Origin of the sequence: Streptomyces sp. NBC_00448, assembly GCF_036014115.1 — a bacterium.
Taxonomy (GTDB): domain Bacteria; phylum Actinomycetota; class Actinomycetes; order Streptomycetales; family Streptomycetaceae; genus Actinacidiphila.
In genome coordinates this window covers 9571202-9590310 of sequence record NZ_CP107913.1, presented here as the reverse complement: position 1 = coordinate 9590310, position 19109 = coordinate 9571202, and the positions used below count along the sequence as shown (strand labels likewise).

Sequence of the window (19109 nt, the reverse complement as noted above, 5' to 3'; positions counted from 1 at the left end):
GCGCCTGCACCCGCCGGGTAGCCGAATCGATGAGCAAGCCTGGCGGAACCTGTCAACGTGATCAAGGCAGGTAGTTCGATCTATTGCTGGGCCGGGATCGTTTGATCGTGGTGTCGGAGGTCGGCCGGTTTGTTGATCCAGGCAGCCTCGGGAAGTTTTGGGGGCTCGGGTGGTCTGCGGACGAACCGCTCGGGGTGTTGTTGATAGGCGCTCGCGAGGACGTCGGCGCGCATCTCGCGGAGCTGGTCGGCGAGACCGAAGTGCACGTCGTAGGGAGCGTGCATCGCTATCCCCGAGTGTCGGTGGGTGAGGTTGTACCAGTCGAAGAAGCCGGTACACCAGGTGCGGGCGTCCTCGATGCAGCCGAACCGGTCAGGGAAATCGTGCCGATATTTTAGGGTTTTGTACTGACTTTCCGAGTACGGGTTGTCATTCGACGTCCTCGGTCTCGAGTGAGACTTGGTGACACCCATATTGCTGAGCATCTGCGCGACGTTGTGGGCGATCATCGGCGATCCCCGGTCGGAGTGGATCGTCAACTTCCCCCGTTCAACGGGGTACTTGGAGATAGTGGAGGACAGAAACTGCTCGGCGAGCTCCTTGTTCTCGGATGCGGCGATCATCCAGCCGACGGTGTAGCGGCTGTAGATATCAATGATCGTGTAGAGGCAGAAATAGCTGCCCGGATACGGGCCCTTCAGCTTGGTGATGTCCCACGACCACACCCGGTTCGGCGCGGTCGCGATCAACTCGGGCTTCTTGCGCGGCGGATGGACGGCCTGGCGCCGACGCTCACGGACCTCGCCGTGCCGGCGCAGGATCCGGTACATCGTCGCCTCCGCACACAGGTAGGTGCCCCGGTCCAGCAACACCGCGTAGATCTCGGCCGGTGCCATGTCGACGAACTCCCCCGACCGCAACACCGCCAACACCTCCGCTTCCTCGGCCTCGCTCAGGGCCCGCGGATCGCGCTTACGCTCCCGGGTCGGCTTCACCGGCGGCGGGGACGTGCGGTGGTGGCGATACCAGGTCGCCCGGCTCATGCCGAGCGCGGCGCACGCCTTCACCCGGCCGACCAGGTGGGACAGCTTGTCCAGGGCAGCCGCGCGGGCCGCCTCGAAGGCCGACCCGCCCAGGTCGCCGGCCACCTCAGCGGCCGCCGCTTCCACCGGGGTCACGTGTTCTCGCCGTTGTTCGTCGTGGCGCTGTCCGTGGCGAACTGGTCGAGCAGCGCGGAGAGTTTTGACTGCACCTCGATGACGGTGCGGGCCTTGCCCAACTCGGCTTGCAGCTTGGCATTTTCGGTCTCGAGCCGGGCGATCTCCTTGTCCCGCGGATCGGCCTTCGGCCGACCCGCCGGCGCGGCCAACGCCTCCTTTGCACCCTTGTCCCGCTGCTGGCGCCAGGTTGTGATCAGTGACGAGTACAGGCCCTCGCGCCGCAGCAAGGCACCCTTGGCCTGCTTGTCGAGCCCCTCATACTCGGCCAAGATCTTTGCCTTGTACGCCGCCGAGTACCGGCGATGACCCGCCGAGCGGGGTGTCACCTGCGGATCCGAGGTCCCGTGGTCGTTGGTACTGGCCACCAAGCACTTCTCCTTCTCCACCCTCGGCTCAATGAATCATCCAGTATGCCTGACTCGACCTACGTTGCCAGAGAGGGATCTACCAGGCCCTCTACATTCAGGGCCGCGGAGCGCTGAAACGCGAGCTCATCTTGTGTCTTCGGACCGGTCGCGCTCTGCGTGCGCCGCGGGCACGTTCACGGCGGAAGACCTGGGCGCACGTCACGCCAGAGGCGTTGATCAGCCAGAGGCCCGCCGAGGCCGAGGACCGCGCTGTCCCCGGCCACTGGGAAGGGGATTTGATCATCGGGCTGGGGCGTTCCGCGATCGGCACCGTCGTCGAGCGGTCGACCCGGTTCACCATGCTGGTTCATCTGCCCCGCGAAGAGGGATACGGCACGATCCCTCGAACGAAGAATGGCCCCGCACTTGCCGGCTACGGAGCGATCTCCATGAAGAAGGCACTCGCCAACACGATGTCGACGCTTCCCGAGCAGCTGACGCGGTCGCTGACATGGGACCGCGGCAAGGAAATGTCGGCACACACGCAGTTCAGGGTCGAGACCGGTATCCCCGTGTTCTTCGCCGATCCGCGCAGCCCATGGCAGCGAGGCACGAACGAGAATACCAACGGGCTCCTGCGCCAGTACTTTCCGAAGGGCACCGACCTCTCGCGCTGGTCCGCCGAAGAAATCGAAGCCGTTGCTCACGCGCTGAACACCAGACCCCGCAAGACACTTGGTTGGAGGACACCAGCCGAGGCGTTCAACGAGCAGGTACGGTTGCTCCAACAGACCGGTGTTGCAACGACCGGTTGAGTCCAGGCAGTACACCAGTTTCAAGCTGGCCGAACACCTGGGCGCGGCCGGAATCGCGGCCTCGATCGGATCTGTCGGAGATGCGTACGACAACGCCCTGATGGAGAGCACGATCGGCCTGTTCAAGACCGAGTTGATCAAGCCGAGGCGGCCCTGGAAGACCCTCTCCCAGGTTGAGCTGGCCACCGCCGAATGGATCGACTGGTACTGCCACCGACGACTACACGGTGAGATAGGCCACGTCCCACCCGTCGAGTACGAGACCAACTACTACACAGAACTCACAAAACCCCAGGTCAAAACCACAATCTGAGGTCTCTACCGAACCCGGGGCGGTTCAAAGTCGTCAACAGGAACCCCGGAGTCCGCGGCTTTCATGTGGTCAAAAGACGCTGGGTTGTCGAGCGAAGTATTGGATGGATCATGATGCACCGGCGCCTCGCCCGCGACTACGAGACGCTGCCCGCCAGCTCCGAAGCCATGATCCACGTCGCCTCGATCGACAACCTCACCAAGCGCATAAACGGACGAGACGACACCCACCTGGCGAGGAACGTACTAGGAGATAAAGAACAATCCACCTAGATCAAACGCCCTCTCAGAGCGTGTCGCCCTCCCAGTGCCACCGCCCCGCCGCGCCCATTTCGGGCTGTGGGCAGTAGCGGCTCGCCGCAGAGACCTGCAACTGCATCGGCCCCTGCTGCCCGCGTCCGCCATCTCGCGCTCAGGGAGCCCACCGAGGCGAACCGCTGGCGCCCTGCTCACCCGCGTGTTTTGGGGCCTGCGTGCAGGCATCCCCCCACGCGGGCTTCTCTCTGTCAGCTGGCCGGGTTATCGATCACCGATGTCCAACCCATTGTCAGAGCCCATTCGTTCTTCATCGATCCGGTCACCGAGATGGCGACCTTCTTCTTCACGCTACCGAGCGCGATCTCGTTGTAGACACCCGGGCCCGACCCACAGGCGGCACCGAAAGAAGCGATGCCGCTGAGGCGGATCAGAATTCGTCCAGGGCCGTTGCACAGCACCACGATGCCCAGCGTTCCGCGAGGGATCTGTGGCAGCACTGCGAGGTTGGCCGAGGCCCGCCTGCCCTGCGTCTGGTAGAGGACCTTCTGATGCTCGGGCAGGGGCAACGGCCGCCCGGGATTCCCTTCTGCCTGCCCAGCTGGTGAAGGCGTCGGCGACGGATTTGTCGCAGATGGCATCCCCGAGGAACGGACCGACCGTGCGGTCGACTCTTTCGGCGTCCCGTGCGGGTGCCCGGCGGAGGTGCAGCCTGCCATGCCTGCCGCGATCGCCAGTGCGGACACCGCCACGGCGAAGGAGCGGATCACCCCTCCCACAGGTACCAACCCACCCGGTAGGGGCCGTAGGCGGTGACCACGTGGCTGGTGACCGCGCAGTCGGCATACTGGTAGTGCGTGGTCCCGGTGAACTTGCTGCGCCACACCCCGTATTCCGCATTGACCGTCTTGTGCGCGGGAATGGTGGTGGAGATGGAGTTGCTGAGAGACGCGGTGACCGATGCGCTCAACGTGATCTCGTACTCGGCTTTGATCTTGGCGAGCAGCGCTCCGACAGAGACGTTGATTTTGCTGCTGAGGCTGACGCCGACGGTGGCCGAGGCCTGCGCATTGAAGGTGACGGTGGCACTGCGGGATGTGTTGTTGACGTCGGACTGAACGGCGCCGACGGGCCTCATGTACTTGCCGTACATCTTGGTCGGTGTGTACCACCCGCCGGGGATGCAATAGATCCCATCCGGGCTGACACCGTTGTAGATGTCGCCGTCCGTTGGGGCAGCAGGGTCAGCGGCCGTACCGGCGGGGTCGGTAGGAGCATCCGTCAGCGTTTCGGTCGGCGTGGCGGGAGGAGCCGTCTCGATGACCCCACTGTCACCGTCGTCGTTGCTCCCATCGGTCGGAGCCGGAGTGGGAGTCGTCTCGGTGGGGGTGGGCGTCGGAGAAGCCGTCGGGCAGGTGTCCTGCTCGCAGCCCGGCGCGCCGAGCGCTGCAGAAGTGCCGGCACCGAGGGAGCAAACGAGTAACGCCGCACCGCCAACGGCCGCTGTAGCAGCCAGGGCACGACGCATTGGTCTCTCCATAAGGAAAATCCTCTCGTGAGAGTACGCCGGAAACCATGTCCATCGCGATGTAAACACCCGGCGAAATATCGTGACGGAGCCATTACGAAGCGTCGCGACGGCCAACAGGGACGCTAGGTTCCGCCCACCACCCGAGGGAATATCCTTGGAGTTTCTTTACCGATCGCAGGCCCTGTCACTTCGGATCACAGTGAACCAATTTGAGCCATTATGTCAGTATCAGATCAGCTGAAAAAGCATGCAAAATCGGTTGATACAGCCTACGGTGTGACCTGCGCCACAAAGGTAAGGAGTTGAGGGTTCCTTGAGATTCAAGCCCTTCGCGAAGGCACATGTCGATCCATCGAGAGCCGACGGCCGCCTCTCAACGGACAACTTCTACGGTTATTTCCTGCCCCTCAGATCCACACGGAGAAGATGCACTCCGTCGAAATTCTGACCCGTTCAGGACGAGCAGCATTTACCGTCAACGCCGCATGCAGGCCCCCCATCGGCCCGATGCTCCAACACCCGTCCCGCCTCCCCGGCGAGTTCTTCGACAGGCACCGCAGTCTCAGCTTGATGTTTAACCTCGCAGGTCACCCGACCTGCTGATCTGCGGTTCTTTCCGGGACAGCCGAGGCGGCCGTTCTCCACGCTTCGAGATGTCGAGTAACGAAGCACGAGAGAACGGCCGCTGCGTATGAGTCTGTCTGTCCCCGGCTCCGCCGGTGATGCGTTGGGTGTCTTGTCCCGCTTTCGGGTCGAGTTCTACGATGTCTGTACGCCCGCGCCGACTCCCTCTTCGAGCTCACCGACGCGATCCTGTGCAAGGACGGGCCCGTGCAGACCTTGGTCGACATTTTCAGGAGCCGCCATGCGCTACCAGACCTTCGGCCGACTGACCGGACTACGAGTCTCGGAGTACGTGCTGGGGACGGAGAACTTCGCCACCTCGGACGCCGGCGCCGGTCCCGAGGGCTCGCGGCAGATCTTCGAGGCCTTCGTCGGCACCGGCGGCACCACGTTCGACACGTCCAACCTCTACCAGGACGGACAGGCCGAAACCGTGCTCGGCGGCCTCCTCGGTGGCCGACGCGACGACTTCGTGGTGATCACCAAGTACGGCGGGACCAGGCAGGCCCAGCCCCGCCCCGGCACCACCGGCAACAGCCGCAAGATCATGATTCGTTCCCTGGAGGCGAGTTTGCGCCGTCTGGACACCGACTACGTGGACGTCTTCATGCCGCACTTTCCCGACGGAACGACCCCGGTCGAGGAGATCCTGGCCGGGCTCGACGACCTGATCCGATCCGGCAAGATCCTGCACGGCGGGCTGTCGAACTTCCCGGCCTGGCGGGTCGCCGGCGCCGCGGTCCGGGCGGACCTGCGCGCTCAGGCTCCACTGGTCGGCATCCAGACCGAATACAGCCTGGCCGAACGATCCGCCGAGCGGGAACTGCTGCCCATGGCGCAGGCCCACGGCCTGGGCGTGGCCCTGTACTCCCCGCTGGCCGGAGGTCTGCTCACCGGCAAGTACCGACAGGGCGGACAGGGCAGGCTCACCGCTCGCGGCGACGCGATCGAGGCCACCGCACAGCGCACCGCCGTCGTCGACGCCGTCCTGGCGATAGCCGACGAGGTCGGCGCCAGCGCGCTTCAGGTCTCCCTGGCCTGGCTACGCCGCCGGGCCGCACTCGCGCAGACGGCGCTGATCCCGATCGTCGGCCCCCGCACCCTGACGCAACTGGAGGAATACCTCGAGTCTCTCCACCTCGAACTCGGCGACCATCACTATCAACACCTGGACGATGTCAGCGCGGTACGCCTGGGAACCCCGCACGAGGATGTCGCGGCCGCGCTGAGCTGCGGCTTCGACGGCGACCGCACGCTGCTCGAACCTCCCCCTGTTCCCGTCATCTGACCATCGCTCGACTCATGCTTCGATTCTCCGGATCCATCCCACCCGCGATCTGAACCCGACCCGATGAGGAGATCACCCTTGAGCACCTCGGCACTTCACCATGGCAGCATCACCATCGAGGCTGCGGACCCGCCGCGTTCTGGGTCTGCACCGTCGGAGGAGAACCAGCCGGCAGCGACTCCGACGTCCTCCTTCAAACCGACGCCGCGGACGGTCTCCGGTTCCACTTCCACCGCAGCTCCGAAACACCCGGCGGCGATCAGAAGACGCACCTCGACTTCCGTGTCGCATGGGGCAGCGGCAGGGCGAGGTCGACCGTCTCACCGCCCTCGGGGCAAGGCTCCGCTGGGAAGTGCTCGACGAACACCCCGGCATGCGCCTGACGGTGCTTGCCGATCCAGAGGACAACCTTTTCTGCGTGGTCGAAGTCCAGTCCGCCGAGTAAGCGTTGTCCCGTAACTGCTGGCCACCGGTGAGATGATCATGCTGTGTCTGGTGTGATCACGGCGTCGGAGCCCTCCTGGATAGCCCCGTTCAGTGGGTTGAGCCCGCGGCAGTTCAGCAAGCTGATCACTGCACTGCGGCGGGAGGGTGCAGACCCGGTGCGCAAGGGCCGGCCCTGGAGCCTGCCGCTGGAGGACCGGGTCCTGCTGGTCGCCGCGTACTGGCGCACCAACCTCACCCTGCGCCAACTCGCCCCGCTGTTCGGGGTGTCGAAGTCCGCCGCGGACCGGATCGTCGACCACCTCGGACCGGCGCTCGCGCTTGAGCCCCGCAAGCGGTTCCGCAAGGACACTGTGCTGATCGTGGACGGCACGCTGGTCCCCACCCGCGACCACAGCGTCGCCGCGCAGTCCAAGAACTACCGCTACTCCACCAATCACCAGGTGGTCATCGACGCCGACACCCGGCTTGTCGTGGCAGTCGGCCCGCCGTTGCCCGGCAACCGCAACGACTGCAAAGCATGGGAGGAGTCCGGCGCCAGGGCCGCGGTGGGCCGCGCCACGGTCATCGCCGACGGCGGCTACCAGGGGACCGGCCTGATCATCCCGCACCGACGAAAAGCCGGCCAGAGCGAACTTCCCGCCTGGAAAGAGGAACACAACACCTCCCACCGCAAAGTCCGCGCCCGCGTCGAACACGCCTTCGCCCGCATGAAGACCTGGAAGATCCTCCGCGACTGCCGCCTCAAAGGCGACGGCGTCCACCACGCCATCCTCGGCATCGCCCGCCTTCACAACCTCACCCTGGCCGGGTGACGTAGGAGTAGGCAGGTCAGCAAGCGCACCGTAGATCATTTACGGGACAACGCTTAGTGTGCCGGGATGCCGTCTGTGAAGCTGCGTCATGCCGTCCGTGCGCTCATCCTCGACGAGGAGGACCGCATCCTGCTGTGCCGTCACGTCATTTCGCGGCCCGCGGGGAGGGTGGTGTGGGCGGCCGCCGGCGGCGGGATCGAGCAGGGTGAGACGCCCCTTGCCGCGCTCCGCCGTGAGGTGCGCGAGGAGGTGGGGCTGGTTCTCGGGGCCGATCCGCCGCACGTCTGGCACCAGGAAGTCGTGGGTCCCGGGTACGCCGCTGGCTACGAGGGGGTCAGCAACGACTACTTCCTCGTGCGCACCGCCACGTTCACTCCGCGCGGGTCCCTGTCCGACGAGCAGCTCGCCGCGGAGGCCATCCGCGGACTGAAGTGGTGGCACCCGCAGGAGATCGCTTCGTACGCGGGCAGCGATCTCTTCTCCCCCCGCGACCTCGCGACTCCTTTGACCGCGCTGGTCGCCGCCGGCCCTCCGGCAACGCCGGTGCGGCTCGGCGTCTGAGCAGGCAGCCCCGTATCGGGGGGCGGGCAGAACCCGCTTTCGCAGGCGACCGGGTCGAGGGGTGGACAGATGCTGGTGACGTTGACCGGAGGAGCCGGGGCGGGGAAGACCACGCTGGCCGCCGCGCTGGCGGCCACCGCGCCCCGGTTCCCCGTACGGGTGCTGCACGGCGACGACTACTACTTCCGGAGCCCCGAGCGCGGGGTGTGGGCGCCGGACGAGGCCGGGGCTCCGCGGCTGGACGTGGGCGACCCCCGGTCACTGGACCTCGTACGCCTCACCGCCGACGCCGACACCGCGCTGGCCGCCTCGGCCGTCGTCATCGTCGAGGGCCTCTTCGCCCGGTACCTCGACCCTCCGGCGGCGAACGTGCGCTTCGACGTCTTCGTCGACCTGCCCGCCGACCTCCGCCTGGTCCGGAAGATCGAGCGCAAGTGCCTGCGGGACGGCTTCCCGCTCGACGTGCTCCTCCGCAACTACCGGAGCCACCGGCGCGGCGCCCACGCACGGCACGTCGAGCCGGTCCGCGACGACTGCGACCTGGTCGTCGACGGCGCCCTCCCCGTCGACGGCCTCGCCCGACAGGTCTGGGCGGCGATCGCCGCCGACGGGCTCGCTCCCGGCTCGGCCTAATCGGCGGTCAGCCAGCGGTAGTGCAGCTCCGGGCGGCCGACCTGGCCGTACTGGGGGCTGCGCTCGACGCGGCCCTGCTCGACCAGGTGCTCCAGGTAACGGCGGGCGGTGATGCGGGAGATGCCGGCCGACGCGGCGGTCGCGGCCGCCGTCAGCCCGGCCGGGGCGACCCTGAGCGTGCGGACGACCGTCTCCAGCGTGGGGGCGCTGAGCCCCTTGGGCAGGGCCGCGGGCCTCGACGGGCGCAGCGTGGCCAGGGCCCGGTCGACCTCGTCCTGGCTGCCCGCTTCGCCTGCCGCGGCCCGGAACCGGGCGTAGCCGAGCAGCCGGTCGCGGAGCGTGGCGAACGCGAAGGGCTTGAGGATGTACTGCACGACGCCGAGCGAGACGCCCTCGCGGACCACCGCCAGGTCGCGGGCGGAGGTGACCGCGATGACGTCCATCCGGTGACCGGCGGCGCGCAGCGAGCGGGCGAGTTCCAGGCCGTGGCCGTCGGGCAGGTAGAGGTCGAGCAGGATCAGGTCGACCGGGGCGCGCAGCAGCAGGCGGCGGGCCTGCGCCGCGTTGTGGGCCTTGCCGACGGCGGTGAATCCGGGCACGCGGTCGACGTAGAGCGCGTGCGCGTCGGCGGCGACCGGGTCGTCCTCGACCACGAGCACGCGGATGGCCTGCTCGCTCATGCCTGTCCTCCTCCTGCCGGCCGGCCGGCGCCTTGTCGGGTGGATACGGGTACGGACACCGGTCCGGGGACAGGTACGGCTACGGGTACGGGGATCGGTTCGGACACCGGTCCGGGCTCGGGGCGCAGGGGCAGCCGCGCGGTGAAGACGGCGCCGCCCTCGGGCCCGGCGGTCAGCGTGAGCGTGCCACCGTTGCGCGTCACGGCCTGCCGGGCCAGGGCCAGGCCGAGCCCGCGGCCGCCGGCCGGCGCGGGCTTCGTCGACCAGCCCCGTTCGAAGACCGCGTCGGTGTCGCCGGAGGGTACACCGGGACCGGTGTCGGCCACCCGCAGCAGCAGCTCGCCGGGGGCCTCGCGGGCGGTGACCGTGACCCCGATTTGTGCGGCCGGCAGACCCTGCGTCGCGTCGACGGCGTTGTCGATCAGGTTGCCCAGGATGGTGACCAGGTCGCGCGGTGCCAGGCCGGCGGGCAGCAGCCCGTCCTCCAGCCGGCTGTCGTCCGTGATCACCAGCTCGACCCCCTGCTCGTTGGCCTGCGCCGCCTTGCCCAGCAGGAGCGCGGCCAGCACGGGTTCGTCGACCGCCGCGACCACCTGGTCGGTGAGGGCCTGCGCCGCCCGCAGTTCGGACGTCGCGAAGTCCACCGCCTCGCTGCCGCGGTCCAGTTCGACCAGTGAGACGACCGTGTGCAGCCGGTTGGCCGCCTCGTGCGCCTGGGCGCGCAGGGCCCGGCTGAAGCCCCGTTCGGAGTCCAGTTCGCCCATCACCACCTGGAGTTCGGTGTGGTCGCGCAAGGTCACCATGGTGCCGCGCTGCTCGCCGCCGGAGACCGGCGCGGTGTTGACGACGACGACTTGCTCGGAGGTCAGGTGGAGTTCGTCGACGCGGGCCTCGGGGGCCAGCAGCGCCGCGGTCAGGGCGTCGGGCAGGCCGAGTTCGGCGACCTGCCGGCCCACGGCCTCCTCGTCCAGGCCCAGCAGTTCGCGCCCGCCGTCGTTGATGAGCGCGATGCGCTGCTCGCCGTCGAGCAGCAGCAGTCCCTCCCGTACGGCGTGCAGCGCGGCCTGGTGGTAGTCGTGCATGCGGTGCAGGTCGCGGGCGTTCATGCCGTGGGTGTGGCGGCGCAGCCGGGCGTTGACCAGGTAGCTGCCGATCCCGCCGAGGGCCAGCGCGCCGGCCGCGACGCCGATCAGCGCGGCCAGTTGCCTGCGGGAGCGCGCGCTGATCGCCTCGACGGTGATGCCGGCGCTGACCAGCCCGGTGATCCGGGTGCCGGACCGGATGGGGGTGATCACCCGTACCGACGGCCCGAGCGTGCCGGTGTAGGTCTCGGCGAAGGTGCGGCCGTGCAGCGCCGGTGCGATGTGGCCCAGGTAGCGGTGGCCGATCTCGGCGGGGTCGGGGTGGGTCCAGCGGATGCCGTGGGTGTCCATGATCGTCACGAAGTCCACCCCCGTGTCGCGCTGCACGGACAGTGCGTACGGCTGGAGTTCCGCCGTCGGATCGCCGCCGCGCGCGGCCTGCTCCACCGCGGGGGTGTCGGCGACCGCCCGGGCCACCGCGGTGGCCTGGCGGCGGGCGGACTGCTCCGCCTGGCGCCCGTCGCTGACGTAGCCGAAGATCGCGCAGGCGGTCACGGCCAGGGCGACCAGGACGGCCTGCATCGCGAACAACTGCCCGGCCAGGCTGCGGGGGTAGGGCATGCGTGGCGCCGCCATGGCATCGGCCCGCCTCTCGACTCTGCGTGAACTCAACGACCACAACCGTGACGCACGTCACGTGGCCCGCGATAGTCGCGGGGACCGCCAGGACGTGAGCCGCACGCACTGCCGTGTCCCGGACGCCCGCCCGCGAACCCGTGCACCCGCGGCCCCGCGAGCCCGTGAACCCGCGGCGCACCCCCCGGACGCCACCGACGTCGTCAAGGAGACCAGCCATGCCCGTAACGCCGGCGGGGACACCGCCCACCCCCCAGCGGGACCGCACACAGTACCTGTACCTCGCCGTGATCGTCGCGGTGCTGCTCGGCATCGCCACGGGCTTCCTGTGGCCGCACTTCGCCAGGGAACTCAAGCCGCTGGGAACCGGGTTCGTCTCCCTGATCGAGATGATGATCTCGCCGGTGATCTTCTGCACGATCGCGCTCGGCGTCGGCTCGGTCCGGCAGGCGGCGAAGGTCGGCCGGGTCGGCGGCCTCGCGCTCGGCTACTTCGTGGTCATGTCGGCGGTCGCGCTGGCCATCGGTCTGGTCGTCGGCAACATCCTGCACCCGGGCGCGGGGCTCCACCTGACCGAAGCGACCCGGCACATCGGCCATACCGCGGCGGCCGACGCCCACGTCGGCCCGGTCGACTTCCTGCTGGGCATCATCCCCACCAGCCTGCTGTCGGCCCTCACCCAGGGCCAGGTGCTCCAGACGCTGCTGGTCGCCCTGCTGGTCGGCTTCGGCCTCCAGGCGATGGGCCGCTCCGGCGAGCCGGTGCTGCGCGGCATCGGGCACCTCCAGAAGCTGGTGTTCCGGGTGCTGTCCATGATCCTGTGGGCGGCGCCGATCGGGGCGTTCGGGGCGATGGCCGCGGTCATCGGCGAGACGGGCACGGACGCGCTCAAGGCCCTGGCCACCATCATGATCGGCTTCTACACGACCTGCGTGCTGTTCATCGTCGTGGTGCTCGGCACGGTGCTGCGGCTGGCCACCGGCGTCAACCTGTTCCAGCTGCTGAAGTACCTGGGCCGGGAGTTCCTGCTGATCCTGTCCACCTCGTCGTCGGAGTCCGCGCTTCCCCGGCTCATCGCGAAGATGGAGCACCTGGGCGTCAGCCGCCCGGTCGTCGGTGTCACGGTGCCGGCCGGGTACTCCTTCAACCTCGACGGCACCATGATCTACCTGACCATGGCCTCGCTGTTCATCGCGGACGCGCTCGACCGGCCGATGGGTCTGGGCCGGCAGATCGGCCTGCTGCTGTTCATGATGCTGGCCTCCAAGGGCGCCGCGGGCGTGTCGGGTTCCGGCATCGCCGTCCTGGCCAGCGGCCTCCAGTCGCACCAGCCCGCGCTGGTCGACGGCGTCGGCCTGATCGTCGGCATCGACCGCTTCATGAGCGAGGCGCGCGCCTTGACCAACTTCGCCGGCAACGCGGTGGCCACCCTGCTCGTCGGGACCTGGGTGCACGAGGTCGACAAGGAGCGGGTCGCGCGGGTGCTGGCCGGCGAGTTGCCGTTCGACGAACGCACCCTGGTGGACGCGGAGCCGGCGTCCACCCCCGAGGGCGCCGGCGCCCCCGAGGTCCCCGCCCCCGGCGGCGCCCCGGACCCCGCCTACGGGTGAGGCGATCGCGCGGCCCCGGGCACCAAGCCCGCTGCGCGGGGCCGTGGACGCCTAGCGGGCCCCCGGCGGTCTACGGGTGGTAGGGGGTGTAGGTGACGGAGGAGACCTTGAGGTAGCGGGCGCCGTCGGCGGTGGCCCAGGTGGAGGAGTCCGGGTTGCCTGGCCAGTCGCCGCCGACGGCGGTGTCGATGATGAAGTGCATGCCGACGCCCGGTGCGGTGGTGTACCACTTGGTGCCCTGGAAGACGTCGTCGACGGCGAAGTCGATGTGGTCGGGCCACCAGCTGAACGAGTAGGTGTGGAAGCTGTTGGTCCAGCCGGCCGAGTTGTACGAGGCCCACTGGGTCTGGGCGTTGCTGGTGTCGTGGAAGGTCTGGTAGACGGTGTCCGGGTCGGAGCCGACGATCTCCGCGCCGTCCATCTCCGGCAGCCACGGGTCGAGGTACGCCGCCCACACCGCGGGCAGCAGGCCCTGCCCGTCGGGCATGTTCGCGGTGAACCGGTAGGTGCCGTAGCCGTAGAGGGCCTGGGACTCCACGCGGCCGGAGTAGTACGTGTCGCCCGACTGGTAGGTCTTGATCATGAGGGTGCCGCCGTCGTACCAGACACAGCTCGGCGTGTAGGTCTCCAACTCGTTGTTGGCGGTCCACCTGCCGCTGACGACGTTCCACGCGTCGACGGTCTGCGGTGCGCCCCAGGAACTGGCGTGCGCGGACGGCTGCACCATGACCAGCGTCAGGAGGCCGGCGACGACGGCGCCCAGGACGCGGCCCAGCCGGATGCGTAGGCGTGACATCGAAGCTCCGTTGCTCGGGTGCTCGGGTGCTCGGGCGACGTGGGTGTCGCGGTGCCGCTCTCTTCCGCCGGACTGTAAGCCAGTGTCCAGTACCTGACAAGATGCCCTCGATGCGGCCCGGCGAGATCAGGACTGCGAACGGATCACCCCGTTCGCAGTCCTGAACGTGCCTCGTCCTCCTCCGACGGCAACGGCCGCCACATGTGGGCTCGTCGCGGGGTCAGCGCGGCCGGTGGCGGCGGGAGGCGGCCGCGCGGCGCGAGGGAGCGGGACGGCGGTGGCCTTGGCGACGGGGGCGGTGCCGGGAAGGACCGGCGTACTCGGGTGCGCGCTCTCGCGGCCGCTCGGCGTCCGGCGCCGTGCTCTCCTTCTCCGCGTCCTGCGCGTCCTCCGCCTCATCCGAGTCCTCCACGGCGCCCTTCGCCGTGTCGCCGGCCTCGTCCGCGGCGTGCTCCGTGGTCCCGTCCGCGATGTCCTTCGCCGTATCCGCCGTGTCTCCCGCGCCTTCCGCGGTCGTGCTCGCCGTCGCGCTGATGTCCTCGACGGCTTCGCCCGCGACGTCGGACGCCGTGTCCGCGACCTCCCCCGCGGCGTCGCCCACCGCCGCCCCGGCCGCTTCCGTGGTCTTGCCGGCGCCCGAGCCGACGTCCTCGACGGCTTCGCCCGCGCCCGAGCCGACCTCCTGGACGGCTTCGCCCGCGCCCGAGCCGACGTCCTCGACGGCTTCGCCCGCGCCGGCGCCCAGTTCGCCGACGGCGCGGCCGGCGCCTTCACCGACGGACCGAGCCGCCTCGCCCACCGGCCGGGTGATCTGTTCGAGGATCTGCGGGTTGCGGTCGATGGTACGCAGCACATTGGCAAGGATCGCCGCCACGTTGTCGAGGCGGACCTTGAGCAGCGCCTGTGCCTGGACACCGGTGATGTCGAGTGCGACCCGACCGAGCACGACGTCCACTCCGACCTCGAGTTTGAGAAGGTCGAGCACTTCCGCGTGGAGCGCCACGCGCGCCCGCAGATCCTGGACGTCGAGATCGATCTCGTCGACGTGGAGGTCCTTGACGTCGAGCAGGACGTCCGGATCGCCACTCGTGCTGCGGGCATCCTGCGGCGCCTCCGCCTCGTCCGGCATCACCTCCACCTCGTGCGACGTCTCGTCCGTTCTCCGGTCATTGTCCATGGTCAGCCGGCCTCTTCCTCGGCCTCGTCGTCCTCGTCGACGCCTTCTTCTTCCTCGTCGTCCTCGGCGTCCTCGTCGCTTTCGTCCTCGTCGTCCGCTTCCGCCTCCTCTTGTTCCATGGCCTCCTCGTGGGTCTGTACGACCTCGCCCTCGCGGATCTCGCCGCGCCAGCCCTCGGCCTCCTCCTCGGCGAAAGTCACGTACCGCTGGAAGTTCTTGAAGTCCAGCCGCGCCCGGCGGCCTTGAGCACGCCAGAGGTTGCCGGTCTTCTCCACGATGCCGGTCGGGTAGTAGACGAGGACGAGGATGATCCGGGTGAGCGTCGGGGTGATCTCGTGGAAGCTGACGGCACCCTGCGTGGTGCCCAGGGACCCCTCGGACTTCCAGACGATACGGTCGTCGGGAAGCTGCTCCTGGACGGTCGCCTTCCAACTCCGGGTGGACGGGCCGATCTTGACCGTCCACTCGCTGGTCGCCTCTTCGCCGCGCTCAGCCTGCTGGACCCCTTTGGTGAACCCGCTGAAGTTCTCGTACTCGGTCCAGTGGTCGTACGCGGTGCGCAGCGGAACCCCGACGTCGATCATCTCGACGATGTTCGTGGCCTTGGTGTCGCCCGACGAGTCGTCGCCCGAACCACCGCCGGAGACGGCGTCCTTGATCTTCCCGGTGACGCCGCTCTTGATGTCCTCGCCCTTCTCGGCGGCGATCGCGGCGGCCGGCGACTCACCGTGCAGGACGCGCTTGCCGACCTTCGGGACGGTGCCGCTGTCCTCGTCGACATCCATCAGCTTGTCGGTCGCGTCGGTCAGCCTGCTTCCGGCCTTGCGGGCGGCGTGTTTGGCGCGGGCGCTGAGATAGTGGCTGACTTCGTGCCTGAGCAGGGTGATCGGGCTCGGGTCGGTTTCGTTGGTCTTCTGGTCGGTCGCCATGAACGGTCACCTCTCCCGCCGGGCGTGCGGGGTTGCCTTCTTGGTGGGTCGGCTCTTCTTCGCCGTCGTCTTCCGAGCGGGTGACGGCTTCTTGCCGCCGGGTTTCCCACTCGGTGCCTTGGCCGCGGCCGGCTTCTTCGGTGCCGCCCGCTTCTTGGGCGCCACCCGTTTCTTCGGCACGGCCTTCTTGGCGGCAGGCTTCGGCTCGGGCGGTTCGGCTTCACCCGCCGCCTCGTCCTCGACGGCGGTGTCGTCGTCGGCATTGCCGCCGTTGCCGTCGCTGCCGTCACCCGCCTCCGGTGCCGCCGATTCCCCGTCGTCCGCGGATTCGTCGTTCAGGCCGAGCGTGCGCTCGTGCAGCGCCCCGGTGAGCGCCGTGATGCCGTGGTTCGCCACGCCGCGGGCGGCCCGGCTGAGGCGGCCGTGCGCGTGCGCACCGCTGCCGGTACCGTGCCCGCTCTCCGGGGCCGTACCGCCCTCGTCGTCGCCACCACCCTTGAGGGACGCCGGTACGCCGGGCACCTTGCGAACGCCGTCCGCCACGAGTGAGCCCGGCCGCAGGCCCCTGCCGGCCAGCAACGCGGCGGCGGTCAGCGCCATCTGGCCCTTCTTGCCGCGGCCGAGCAGGTACCCTCCGGCCACGGCCGCGGCCATGCCGAGGTTCTTCGGTTCGCCCATCACGCTTCGCCTTCTCACCGTCGAGTGCGTGGTTCCGGACGAGGTCCGGCATCGCGTCCGAGGCCGGCTCCTCCGCACGCCGGGGTGGCCGCGCGAAGTGGTCACGTCCACGAGTCGCCGCCCGACCACCCCCGCACGGGATGACACCAGAGGTGCACGGCCCGGGGTGGCCCGTCGTTACGGCTCCTCGCCCTTCCAGCCAGTCTCGTCCTCTTCCACGGCTTCGCATCTGGGGAGGGCGATGTGCAGCCGACGCTTCCGCCGCTGACGACCTGAATCAGCGCGGCACACCGCCTGTTGGGCCGCGAAAGACAAATGTTGCCGACCGATCACGAACAGCTCCCGTGCGGTCACTCCTCGGCTCGACCGCCCCGCGCGCGGGGCGGGTGGACCGCGGTGGGCCTCCGGGAGATGTCCGTCTGCGCGCAGCCGAGTTCGTCGCCGATCCACCGCTGCGTAGGTTCCTCGCCGGACCGTGATCCGGCAGGCCGAGCGGACCCGCCGGTCGCCAGCCGGGCCGGCGCCCCGAAGACACCCGGCCGACGGCGGGCGACGGCAGGTACGGCGGCGACGCCACGTCGGCGAGGGGGCCACTTGCTGTCACAGCGACTGGCGCAGGGCTGATCCTCCCGACCGCCACGCACGCAGGAGGTGCGCGGCCAGGCGGTCCTCCAGAAGGACGGTGGCGTCCACCCCGAAGGCGACGTCGCCGGCCAGGTGCGGCTCGTCGGCGAGCAACCCGCCGACCACCTCGTGCCGTACCACCTGCTCGTGGACCGCGTCCGCCTCGACGTGCTCGGTGTAGAACCGCACGGCCGCGGGGCCGGCCCCGGTACGGCGCATGGCGGCCGCGAGTCGCCGCGAGCCGGGCGACGAGGTCACCTCGACGCAGCCGAAGTGCCCCACCAGAGCCCCCCGCGACCTGCGGTGCATGCCGAACAGCGTCATCAGGTTGACGACGGCGAGCATCTCCGCGGGCGCGTGGTCCACGTAGCGGCCGTAGGCGGTGTCCAGACCAAGGTCGTCCATCAGGTCGGCGAAGAGCCGGGCGTGCACCTCCTCGGCCCTTCCCGCACCGAACTCGTCGTACTCGATGGCGACCATGGCGGCCTTCGCCCGCCCGCGCAGTCGTGGGATGACCCAGGCGTGCGGGTCGGCCTCCTTCAGGTGGTACAGCGAGCGCAGGGCCGCGTACTCGCGCACCTGCCCCAGGGCGCCCTCGTGTTCGAGGTGGTACGCGACGCTCCCGCTCCGGTCGGCGGGCTCGACGAGGAGGTCGGCGAACGCGTCCTCCGGAGCGCGGCCGGGTACGTCGGCGCGCAGTGCACGCAGGAAGCGGTCCTCCAGCGCCTCCCGGAGCGGCGCGAGGACGGGCGCCCATTCCATGGACTCGTCGACCCCGGCGAAGCCACGGTAGTGCAGTTCGTACAGCAGGTAGAGGGCCAGTTGCAGGTCGTCCCCGTAGGGCGCGTCGGTCGTGGCCGCGTGGCGCAGGTGGTGCGGGCCGGGCCGGTGGTTCGCGGTCAGGGCCACCACCACGGCACTCGACAGCGGTCCGCGTGAGCAGGGCACCGCGGGTGCGGTCCGGTCGCGCTCGGTGCTATTCCGGGTCGCCACGTGGCTCGTCCCTTCCGGGGTGTTCGGTCCCGCACGGACGGCGGTGACGGCGGTGGCTGGTGTCGCACCAGGGGGCGGTTCGGGTACGCCGGCACGTGCAGATCGCGACCGCGAACCTGTCGCTGGCAGCCACGGTGCCGTCTTCACGGACCACCTCGACCGGGCCCTCGACCAGGATCGGCCCCTCGGGATCGACGGTGATCCGGCGGGGGCGGCGATCCCGTACGGCGTCGCGCAACTCGGGCTCGCTCGGCTCGACTTCACGAGGGTCGGGGTGCGCGACGGCCTCGCGTGACCTGGTCTCGCGTGAGTCGGTCTCGCGTGAGTCGGTCTCGTGCGTCTCAGGTTCGCGCGGCACGGATGACCACCAGTTCCTCGTGCTCGTCGGCCGGTCCGATCAGGCCCTGCGCCCGCAGCCAGGGCAGGCGGCGTCCGAGTACCGGCCCGAAGGGCACGTACTCACGCGCCACGACCTCGGCGGGCAGACCGGCACTCTCCAGTTGCCCCAGGGTGAGGTCCACCCCGCACAGGCCGGAGTGCACCATCAGCAGGACGCCGGCCGGGCGCAGCAGCGCCGGAGCGTGCGAGCAGACCCGGTCCACGACGTGCCTCCCGTCGTTTCCCGCGTCCCAGGCCCTGGCGGCGCCGGCCGGCGGCCGCGACTGCGGCGAGGGCACATAGGGCGGGTTGGTCACGACCATGTCGTAGGTGCGCCCCCCGGCCGGGCCGGCCAGGTCGCCGCGGCGGACCCGAACACGCTGCCGCTGCAGCACCGCGTTGGCACGGGCGCTCATCACCGCCCGCCAGGAGACGTCGGTGGCAGCCACCCGGGCGCCCATCCGCGCGGCCAGCACCGCCAGCGCCCCGCTGCCGGTTCCGATCTCGAGCACGTCCGCTCCTGCCAGCGCCTCCTCCGCCCGCAGGGCACGGCCGAGCAGCCGCGTGTCGGCCTGCGGCGTATACACCCCCGGTAGCGCCCACACCTTGCCGGAGCCTCGGCGGAGTGGCACAGCGACGGTCGTCACGGAAACACCTCCCGGTCTTGCGGTCGCGGCCTCC

General features: G+C 69.4%; 20 protein-coding genes and 2 pseudogenes. 9 read left to right on the top strand and 13 right to left on the bottom strand.

Annotation, left to right across the window (positions count from 1 at the left end):
* Positions 1-80 precede the first annotated feature (80 nt).
* Positions 81-1169: an IS3 family transposase gene (locus tag OG370_RS41155; protein WP_328473643.1), complete on the bottom strand. Its 1089-nt coding sequence runs from the start codon at positions 1167-1169 to the stop codon at positions 81-83.
* A gap of 5 nt (positions 1170-1174) precedes the next feature.
* Positions 1175-1585 (bottom strand): transposase, encoded by a 411-nt coding sequence (locus tag OG370_RS41150; protein WP_328459253.1) that lies wholly within the window; start codon positions 1583-1585, stop codon positions 1175-1177.
* A 77-nt stretch (positions 1586-1662) separates the two neighbouring features.
* On the opposite strand from OG370_RS41150, the pseudogene OG370_RS41145 reads away from it, so the two are divergent.
* The 3 genes and pseudogenes from OG370_RS41145 to OG370_RS41135 all read left to right on the top strand — a co-directional run.
* Positions 1663-2382, top strand: a pseudogene (locus OG370_RS41145) (IS30 family transposase); the annotation flags it as partial.
* Positions 2363-2695 carry an integrase core domain-containing protein gene (locus OG370_RS41140; protein WP_328473641.1) on the top strand — a complete coding sequence of 111 codons (333 nt, stop codon included), beginning with the start codon at positions 2363-2365 and terminating at the stop codon, positions 2693-2695. The pseudogene OG370_RS41145 and the gene OG370_RS41140, both read left to right, overlap by 20 nt.
* Before the next feature lie 26 nt (positions 2696-2721).
* Positions 2722-2944: pseudogene (locus tag OG370_RS41135) on the top strand (transposase); the annotation flags it as partial.
* A gap of 256 nt (positions 2945-3200) precedes the next feature.
* Here the strand turns inward: OG370_RS41135 and OG370_RS41130 are convergent.
* Both OG370_RS41130 and OG370_RS41125 read right to left on the bottom strand, forming a co-directional pair.
* Positions 3201-3719, bottom strand: a complete 519-nt coding sequence (locus OG370_RS41130) for a hypothetical protein (RefSeq protein WP_328473639.1) — start codon at positions 3717-3719, stop codon at positions 3201-3203.
* Positions 3716-4477 carry a hypothetical protein gene (locus tag OG370_RS41125; protein WP_328473637.1) on the bottom strand — a complete coding sequence of 254 codons (762 nt, stop codon included), beginning with the start codon at positions 4475-4477 and terminating at the stop codon, positions 3716-3718. Before OG370_RS41125 ends, OG370_RS41130 begins: the two co-directional genes overlap by 4 nt.
* Positions 4478-5345: 868 nt before the next feature.
* Here OG370_RS41125 and OG370_RS41115 point away from each other — a divergent pair.
* From OG370_RS41115 to OG370_RS41095, 5 genes are all read left to right on the top strand, one after another.
* Positions 5346-6392, top strand: a complete 1047-nt coding sequence (locus OG370_RS41115; protein WP_328473635.1) for an aldo/keto reductase — start codon at positions 5346-5348, stop codon at positions 6390-6392.
* Positions 6393-6492: 100 nt separating this feature from the next.
* Positions 6493-6837 carry a VOC family protein gene (locus OG370_RS41110; RefSeq protein WP_328473633.1) on the top strand — a complete coding sequence of 115 codons (345 nt, stop codon included), beginning with the start codon at positions 6493-6495 and terminating at the stop codon, positions 6835-6837.
* A gap of 43 nt (positions 6838-6880) precedes the next feature.
* A complete protein-coding gene (locus OG370_RS41105; RefSeq protein WP_328473631.1) occupies positions 6881-7651 on the top strand; it encodes a transposase in 771 nt (256 codons plus the stop codon).
* 66 nt (positions 7652-7717) lie between these two features.
* Complete coding sequence (locus tag OG370_RS41100; RefSeq protein ID WP_328473629.1) at positions 7718-8212, top strand: NUDIX domain-containing protein; 495 nt, start codon at positions 7718-7720, stop codon at positions 8210-8212.
* A 69-nt stretch (positions 8213-8281) separates the two neighbouring features.
* Positions 8282-8845 carry a hypothetical protein gene (locus OG370_RS41095; protein WP_328473627.1) on the top strand — a complete coding sequence of 188 codons (564 nt, stop codon included), beginning with the start codon at positions 8282-8284 and terminating at the stop codon, positions 8843-8845.
* Here the strand turns inward: OG370_RS41095 and OG370_RS41090 are convergent.
* Positions 8842-9525 carry a response regulator gene (locus tag OG370_RS41090; protein WP_328473625.1) on the bottom strand — a complete coding sequence of 228 codons (684 nt, stop codon included), beginning with the start codon at positions 9523-9525 and terminating at the stop codon, positions 8842-8844. The genes OG370_RS41095 and OG370_RS41090 overlap by 4 nt on opposite strands.
* Positions 9522-11243: a sensor histidine kinase gene (locus tag OG370_RS41085; protein WP_328473623.1), complete on the bottom strand. Its 1722-nt coding sequence runs from the start codon at positions 11241-11243 to the stop codon at positions 9522-9524. The genes OG370_RS41090 and OG370_RS41085 overlap by 4 nt, the downstream gene beginning before the upstream one ends.
* 218 nt (positions 11244-11461) lie before the next feature.
* Here OG370_RS41085 and OG370_RS41080 point away from each other — a divergent pair, with 218 nt between their 5' ends.
* Positions 11462-12853: a cation:dicarboxylate symporter family transporter gene (locus OG370_RS41080; protein ID WP_328473621.1), complete on the top strand. Its 1392-nt coding sequence runs from the start codon at positions 11462-11464 to the stop codon at positions 12851-12853.
* 70 nt (positions 12854-12923) lie between these two features.
* Here OG370_RS41080 and OG370_RS41075 read toward each other — a convergent pair whose 3' ends face one another.
* The 7 genes from OG370_RS41075 to OG370_RS41045 form a co-directional block, all read right to left on the bottom strand.
* Complete coding sequence (locus OG370_RS41075) at positions 12924-13649, bottom strand: glycoside hydrolase family 16 protein (protein ID WP_328473619.1); 726 nt, start codon at positions 13647-13649, stop codon at positions 12924-12926.
* A 220-nt stretch (positions 13650-13869) separates the two neighbouring features.
* Positions 13870-14826 (bottom strand): hypothetical protein, encoded by a 957-nt coding sequence (locus OG370_RS41070; protein ID WP_443060833.1) that lies wholly within the window; start codon positions 14824-14826, stop codon positions 13870-13872.
* A 2-nt stretch (positions 14827-14828) separates the two neighbouring features.
* Complete coding sequence (locus tag OG370_RS41065) at positions 14829-15755, bottom strand: SRPBCC family protein (RefSeq protein WP_328473617.1); 927 nt, start codon at positions 15753-15755, stop codon at positions 14829-14831.
* A gap of 6 nt (positions 15756-15761) precedes the next feature.
* A complete protein-coding gene (locus OG370_RS41060; protein ID WP_328473615.1) occupies positions 15762-16433 on the bottom strand; it encodes a hypothetical protein in 672 nt (223 codons plus the stop codon).
* Between the two features lie 600 nt (positions 16434-17033).
* Positions 17034-18050: an iron-containing redox enzyme family protein gene (locus OG370_RS41055; RefSeq protein ID WP_328473613.1), complete on the bottom strand. Its 1017-nt coding sequence runs from the start codon at positions 18048-18050 to the stop codon at positions 17034-17036.
* Complete coding sequence (locus tag OG370_RS41050; protein WP_328473611.1) at positions 18034-18408, bottom strand: CDGSH iron-sulfur domain-containing protein; 375 nt, start codon at positions 18406-18408, stop codon at positions 18034-18036. The genes OG370_RS41055 and OG370_RS41050 overlap by 17 nt, the downstream gene beginning before the upstream one ends.
* Entirely contained in the window at positions 18392-19075 is a 684-nt protein-coding gene (locus OG370_RS41045; protein ID WP_328473609.1) for a HemK2/MTQ2 family protein methyltransferase, read from the bottom strand. Before OG370_RS41045 ends, OG370_RS41050 begins: the two co-directional genes overlap by 17 nt.
* Positions 19076-19109: the final 34 nt, after the last annotated feature.